6 protein-coding genes are annotated in these 6,512 nt (G+C 64.9%); all 6 read right to left on the bottom strand.

Features of this window, described 5'->3' with window-relative positions; translation table 11 throughout:
- Nucleotides 1-410 precede the first annotated feature (410 nt).
- The 6 genes from AC5JJ2_RS09810 to AC5JJ2_RS09785 all read right to left on the bottom strand — a co-directional run bounded on the left by AC5JJ2_RS09810 (nucleotide 411) and on the right by AC5JJ2_RS09785 (nucleotide 6,491).
- Entirely contained in the window at nucleotides 411-1,745 is a 1,335-nt protein-coding gene (locus tag AC5JJ2_RS09810; protein ID WP_495857803.1) for a tetratricopeptide repeat protein, read from the bottom strand.
- Nucleotides 1,746-2,066: 321 nt separating this feature from the next.
- The gene (locus tag AC5JJ2_RS09805; RefSeq protein ID WP_495857802.1) at nucleotides 2,067-2,903 is read right to left on the bottom strand and encodes a DUF2167 domain-containing protein; all 837 of its coding nucleotides are present in this window, start codon (nucleotides 2,901-2,903) and stop codon (nucleotides 2,067-2,069) included.
- A gap of 156 nt (nucleotides 2,904-3,059) precedes the next feature.
- Nucleotides 3,060-3,761: a hypothetical protein gene (locus AC5JJ2_RS09800; protein WP_495857801.1), complete on the bottom strand. Its 702-nt coding sequence runs from the start codon at nucleotides 3,759-3,761 to the stop codon at nucleotides 3,060-3,062.
- Between the two features lie 22 nt (nucleotides 3,762-3,783).
- Nucleotides 3,784-4,644 (bottom strand): prepilin-type N-terminal cleavage/methylation domain-containing protein, encoded by an 861-nt coding sequence (locus tag AC5JJ2_RS09795; RefSeq protein ID WP_495857800.1) that lies wholly within the window; start codon nucleotides 4,642-4,644, stop codon nucleotides 3,784-3,786.
- 124 nt (nucleotides 4,645-4,768) lie between these two features.
- Nucleotides 4,769-5,419, bottom strand: coding sequence for a hypothetical protein (locus AC5JJ2_RS09790; RefSeq protein WP_495857799.1), 651 nt, complete (start codon nucleotides 5,417-5,419; stop codon nucleotides 4,769-4,771).
- Nucleotides 5,420-5,441: 22 nt separating this feature from the next.
- Nucleotides 5,442-6,491, bottom strand: a complete 1,050-nt coding sequence (locus AC5JJ2_RS09785) for a transaldolase family protein (protein ID WP_495857798.1) — start codon at nucleotides 6,489-6,491, stop codon at nucleotides 5,442-5,444.
- Nucleotides 6,492-6,512: the final 21 nt, after the last annotated feature.

Below are 6,512 nucleotides of genomic sequence, written 5' to 3'. Positions count from 1 at the left end.
TTTCTTCCCTCCCCCCTTGGGGGGGAGGGAACAAGAAAACCCCCGGTGGGCCTCGAAGACTCGGCCCACCCTTCGACACCCGCCCGCGACCTCTTTACCCCGAAGGGGTTACACAGGTCAGCCCAGGGCAACGCCCTGGGTAACGAGCCACCCGACGCAACAAGCCCTGAAAGGGCGCGACAGGTTGACGCTGTCGCGCCCTTTCAGGGCTTCCCTCCGTGGCACTCCTACCCAGGGCGGCGTCGCTGCGCTCCTTGCCCTGGGCTGACCTGTGTAACCCCTTCGGGGTAAAAAATCCGACCGGGCCTGCTGGAGCTGCGGCGGGCTGTCGCGCGAAGATTCGACTCGAACCATTCAAACAAAACGGGCGGGGCATCACGCCCCGCCCGTCGCGTTCATCCTGCCCGCCGTCAGTCCCCGCGGAGTTTCAGGCCGAGGCTCGTGAGCTTCTCCTTCACCTCCGTCAGCGACGTGACGCCGAAGTTCTTCGCCTCCATCAGCTCGTCGGAGGTCCGCTGGCACAGCTCGCCCAGCGTCGTGATGCCGAGCCGGTTCATGCACTTGCGGGCGCGGACCGACAGGTTCAGGTCGCTCACCGGCTTGCTCATCAGCGCCTGCTCCTCCGGCGACAGGTTCGACTGCGGTCGGAGCTTGAACTCGTGCTGCTGCCCCTGGTCCAGCGACTGCCCGATCCGCAGCCCCTTCTGGTTCATGATCGCCCGAATCTCTTCGAGCGACGTTTCGCCGAAGTTCTTGCTCGCCAAGAGCTGCGGCTCGTTGATCCGGGTCAGGTCGCCGAGCGTGCGGATGTTCATCCGCTTCAGGCAGTTCCGGCTGCGGACGGACAGCTCGAAGTCGGTGATCGGGACCTCCATCACCTGCTTCCACTGGATGCTGACCTTCTCGTCCTCCGGGCTGTAGAACTGCGACAGGGACGCCTCCGCGTCCTTGCGGAACAGCTTCGCCCGCTCGTCGTGCGGGTCGGCCTTCGTCAGCCGCTTGTAGCAGTCGGCCGCCTTGTCGTACACGCCGGCGTCCTCGTACAGGACGCCGAGGTTGTACAGCGTCCCCTTGCTCACCGGCGGGTGCTTCAGGCACCGCTCGTAGTACCCGATCGCCTCGTGGTCGTTGCCGGCCAGGTCGTTGAGGAACCCGAGCCGGAACAGCGCCCCGGTGTGGGCCGGGTCGAGGTCGGCGGCCCGCTCGTAGCCCTTCGTCGCCCGGACCACGTCGCCCTCGGCCTCCGCGAGGCCGCCCTCCTGGTAGTGGTACTCGGCGTTGTGCGTGGCCATGTCCTTGACCTTCGCCAGGATGGCCCGCGCCTCCGTGTTGTGCCCCTGCTGCCGGAGGACGCCGGCCCGCTGCAGCTGCACCTGCTGGGCGGCGTACCCGCTCTTCTCGGCCTTGTCGAACGCCTTGATCGCGTCGTCGAACTCCTGCCGGGCGGCGTACGCCCGGCCGAGGAAGAACGCGGCCAGCGGGCCGTCGGACTGCTTCAGGTGCTCGACGGCCAGGTCCATGTGCCCGAGGTAGAACTGGGCGACGCCGATCTTCAGGTGGATCTTCTTCTGGGCCGGCCCGGCGGACACGGCCAGCCGCTTCTCGAGAACGTCGTGGATTTCCCGCAGGTTCTTGATCTGGGCGGGCGACTGGGCGAGGCCCTCGCGGAGCCGCGAGACCATGCTGCCTTCGAATTCTTCCCGCTCGACGAGGAGGGCGCGTAGGTCGATGAGTGTTTCCGTCACGGTTCCGTCTCTCCCGCCGGGCCTTGCCGCGCGTCGGCCGACCGCGCGAGAACCGGCGAACAAGATGATGGCCGAACTGAAACTATAGCGGCCGGCGGGGAGCAGTGGCAAGGGGAGGGCGACCCGGAGTTCCGCCCTGAAAGGGCGGTTCTTGTAGCGAAGGCCGTCGGGCCTGGGGCCGACCGCCGGCCAAACGCTACCGGCCCTGAAGGGGCCGTGCGTTTCTCACGCACGGCCCCTTCAGGGCCGGGATGTTCGTCTTGGTATCCAGGCCTGACGGCCTTCGCTACAAGAACCGGCCCGTCAGGCCGGAAAACCACTTTACCGCGCCGGCCGGCGGGCGCGGGCCGGGGTGCGGCCGCGGCCACCGCTAGTGCCCATGAACTTGAACATCAACAGCACGACGACCGCCCCGGCGAGGCCGCCGCCGGCGACCTTGACCATGTGCATGTCGTCCTCCGCCTCCGCCGCGGGCTCCTCGGCCGGCGGGGGGGCGATGAACGAGAACTCGTCCGTGAGCTTGCCGGACTCCTTCTCCGCCTTGTCGTAGTTCTCCACGTCCGCGAACGCACTGACGACGATGATCGCCCCGCCAGGCCCGTACGCGAACGACTGGTAGTTCACTTTGTCCTTCTGCCCGTCCGCCTCGCCCTCCAGCCGGACGCCCATCGTCAGCACCTTGGTCTTCTCGTCCCACTTCGGCGGGTGCGTCCACGCGGCCACCTTCGAGCTGATGCTCAGCACGCCCTTCCGCGGCCGCCGGCCCTCGTGGAACCGCCGCTGCCAGTCGAGCAGCTGCGCCCGGACGGCCGGCTCGGCGATGTTCTTCGCGTCGATCCCCTTGAGCGGGTCGTCGGTGACGACGAGCAGCACGGCGAACCACGTCGGTCGGTCGGCCTTGCCGATGTACCCGGCCTCGTCCCCGAGGACCGGGAACCCGGTGAGTTCGCCGAACTCCTCGAGCTTGTCGGCGACGACCATGCGGTAGTCAGTCGGGACGCGGAACGTGGCCTTGCCCTGGATTTCGGTGGTGAACGGCCCGACGCGGGTGAGCCGGCGGAAGCTGGCCTCGTCCAGGCCGCGGGGCGGGGCGGCGGCGAGGGTGACGGCGAACAGGCCGGAGACGGACACGGCCGCGAGCAGACGGTAGCCACGCATGGGAGCACCCGGAACGGGAACGCGGCCCCGGCGGTATCGCCGCGAACGGGAAGGGGCCGCCCCAAATCTAGGTCGGCCCCGGCGGGTGTCAAATCGTTCTGGGCGATACTTTTCGGCGCGGGTGTCAACCCGTCAACGGAAGTTGGCAGGGAGTTACTACTTGCCCCGGTCGCGGGCGAGCTTGGCTGCCTTCGTGGGAACGGCGTCCGGGTGGCCGGTGGCCAAGTCGTCTAGTACGGCCCGTGATTGGGGGGTGTCGAGAAATTCCAGGACGGCGACGGCCCGGGTCGCCCGAACCCAGGTGGCCTTGCGGTCCCTTTTCCCGATGTTGGCCACGGTGATGGCGGCAAGTCGGTTGATGATCTTGCCGCAGGTGAAGCAGAACACTTGGTTGTCCGGGGAGTACCAGTGCCACTCCCCTTCGGCGAAGGCGTCGATGGGCAGGTCGCAAAGGACGGCGGCGAGTACCCGATTGAGGTCAGGATTTAATAGGGCGTCACAAAGTTCCTGCTTCGTCATCGCCAAGCGGGGATCGAGGTATGCGAACGTGCGGTAAGCATTCTCCACCCGTTTCGCGTCGCCGCGCCCTAAGTCCCGGAGTAACTCGTCGAGGAGTTGCTTACTCAACCGGAGCGATCGGAGGTGTTCGGCCGTGAACGTGACGGCGGCCCCGCCGAAGGCGGCGAACCGGAGGGCGGCACGGCTGGCCACGTACTCGTCCGTGCTGAGGAGGTCGGCCCACATGGACTCAAGACCCTTGCGCTGTTGCTCGGAGGTCGGCTTGGGCGACGGGGCGGCGGCGACGGCCGAGACGCCGAGTGCGAGACTCCCGGCGGACATAAAGTGACGGCGATGCATGTTGGCTCTCCCAAGCTGGATTTCAATCGAGCGTGGCCACGTCACCGGCGGACGGCGTGACGGCGGCCCAGAAAGCGCCGCTCTCGATTCCAGGGCGGACGGTACGGACGCTGCCGTCTAGGAAGGCGACGATCATACCACCGGCGTGGGGTGTCTGAGGGATGCGTGGGTTGCACTCGTCTAACGGTGGCCGAACCTGAAACGTGATCCCAGGCTGTGACGGTGCGGTCTTGGGCGGCGTGCCGGATACGATCGGGAAAACGTCGGGCCTCTTGGGGATGTCGCGGTCGGCGAAAGAAGGTCGCCGCCGATCCGGGTCTACAGTCTCCCCGAGCACGACGATGAAGAGCGTGGCCTTACACGTACTGTAATGCTCTGCGAACGCGATCGTGTTACTTGTCCCGTCTTCGATGCGTGTGATTTGCGCGCCGTCCGCGAATGCCGCCGCATTGCATGCAAAACTCGATACGGCCCGGAACGGTTTGAAAGGCTTGCCGTCGGCACTCGTCCATTGTGCGGTTCCGGCATTCGCCGGCTGCCTATCGACCGACGGGTCGGCGGGGCTCAACAACATCGGCACAGGCTTGTATGGGCTTTCAGGGTCGGACGTGTACCCCTCGGCATACTCCTTGCCGAGTGCATGCCACACGCATGACATGTGAACGGAATACCGCCGACAATCAAGTAGCCGGTCCCCATTCGCGTCGGCGATCTTATGTACGGCGAGCGTAAGTTGGCGCAAGTTGTTTTGGCTTTGTGTTCTGGCGGCCGACTCCCTTACCTTCTGAATTGCGGGTAACAGTAAACCTACGAGAACGCCAATGATCGCGATGACGACGATCAATTCCAATAGCGTTGCCCCGTGGCGGCGTGGTTGAACCATACATGTTCCCCAGTCCTGACAGGATACATTCTTTGTGTTGGTCGCAACAGCGATCAGTGTAACACAAGGGGAACACACACGAGATGTTCCCCTTCATGACTGCCCACGAATCGGGTCTCATGAGTTAGCTCAAGTTCACGGTTTCAGTACTCGATTTCTTACTCTGCGTTTCCTGCACGCCCACGCCCGTCCACCGTGTCCAAGTCGTTACTAACCATACGTCGAAGCTCCCAACACTTGCCGTATAGACCGCCTCGGTACAGATACCGCCCGAGACCTGGCCAAGTGCGCCATTCAACTCCTGTATGGCGGCGTTTGATGCAGTCGATCCCGCAGCCCGCGACTGGTACACGACCAGTGACCCCCAGTGCGACCAGGCCGGTGTTCCCGTCGGCAGCGTATGTTTGCCGAAGACTTTGACCTTGGGGGGAATCATTCCCTGACTGTTCACACCTTGCGGGTAACCGGTCTGGAACTCCACTTTCCCAGGTTGGTCCACCGCTCCGAGTGTCGGGAGCATCACGTTCGTGAGCGTGAACGCGGAAACCAGCACTACGGATGTGGCCTTGCTGCGAAGAAACATTTCGTTCTCCTCAAGGAAGTGGGCTGCGGAAGTGGGCTGCGGAAGTGGGCTGCGGAAGTGGGCTGCGGAAGTGGGCTGCGGAAAAATTAACAAAACCGGAAACGCGAAGCAAGAGAAAAAATGCAAAATATGGCCGACATTCGCAAAAATGTTCGCTCGACCCAGGTGACCTCGGCCCGCCAGTGTTCGCAAACACTGGCGGGCTCGAGAAATACTACTTTCCCAGCGCCGCCCGCTTCTCGCCGATCAGCTTGATGAGCGCCTTGTGCGGGTCGGCGAACTTCGCCAGCCCTTCCCGCATCAGCGTCTCCTCCAGGTGGCCGATGTTCACCTTCGCGTCGATGTCCGCCAGCACGGCCGCGGCCGGCAGCTTGTCGATGTTCTTCGAGATCGTCCGCCCGCTCGCCTGCACGGCGTCGTTCGTCGCCGGCGGGTTCGTCTCGATGTCGCTGCCGGCGAACGCCTCCACGTACTTCCACGCCGGGTCTTCCTTCTTCTTCGTCCCGGTGCTCGCGAAGATCATCTCCTGCTTCCGCGGGAACCCCTTGTCCGCCCAGAAGTCCTTGTTCAACTTCCAAATCCGCTTCGCGTTCACGATCCCCACCTGCCCCTGAGCTTCCGGGATGAGGCTGGCGTTGTGCTGCTCGGTGTACACGTCCACCCGGCTGACGAAGATGCTGTACACCGTCTTCACCGCGTTCTTGTTGCGGGCACGCAGCGCCCCCTTGTAGCAGGCGTTGCGGGCGGCGCGGTACTGGCTCTCGGAGAAGATGAGCGTCACGTTCACGGCCACGCCGTGGGCGACGAGTTCCTCCAGCGCGCCGAGGCCGCCGGGCGTCGCCGGGACCTTAATCATCCGGTTGCAGTGGCCGCTCGACCACCGCCACGCGAGGTCCATGTACTTCATCGTCCGCTCGATCGTCGGCAGGTTCCGGCCGGTGTCCTCGAGCAGCGGGTCCAGCTCGAAGCTGACCCACCCGTCGTCCCCCTTCGTCTCGTCCCAGACCGGCTTGAACACGTCCTGCGCGGCCTGCACGAGCTTGTCCGTCATGGCCCAGGCGATCGTCTCGTCGTCGTGGCCCTGGCTTGCGAACGCGGCGATGTCGCTGTCGAACCGGCCGGTCTTGAGGAGGTCGGCGATGATGATCGGGTTGGAGGTCGCGCCGGTCGCGCCGAACTCGCGGTTCTTCTTGATCTCGGTCGGATCGACGGAGTCGAGCCAGAGCTTCGTGCCGGCGGCGACGATGGATTGGAGCGGCGTCATGGGAATCTCCGAACGTGGGTG

Source organism: Limnoglobus sp., from assembly GCF_059499385.1.
Note: the sequence above shows the minus strand (reverse complement) of the source record. Positions and strands in the feature narration are given on the sequence as shown.

Bases quoted from the DNA above. Each gene is read 5' to 3' on its own strand.
- AC5JJ2_RS09795 (WP_495857800.1), bottom strand. From the start codon at position 4,644: ATGGTTCAACCACGCCGCCACGGGGCAACGCTATTGGAATTGATCGTC.
- AC5JJ2_RS09785 (WP_495857798.1), bottom strand. From the start codon at position 6,491: ATGACGCCGCTCCAATCCATCGTCGCCGCCGGCACGAAGCTCTGGCTC.
- AC5JJ2_RS09805 (WP_495857802.1), bottom strand. From the start codon at position 2,903: ATGCGTGGCTACCGTCTGCTCGCGGCCGTGTCCGTCTCCGGCCTGTTC.
- AC5JJ2_RS09800 (WP_495857801.1), bottom strand. From the start codon at position 3,761: ATGCATCGCCGTCACTTTATGTCCGCCGGGAGTCTCGCACTCGGCGTC.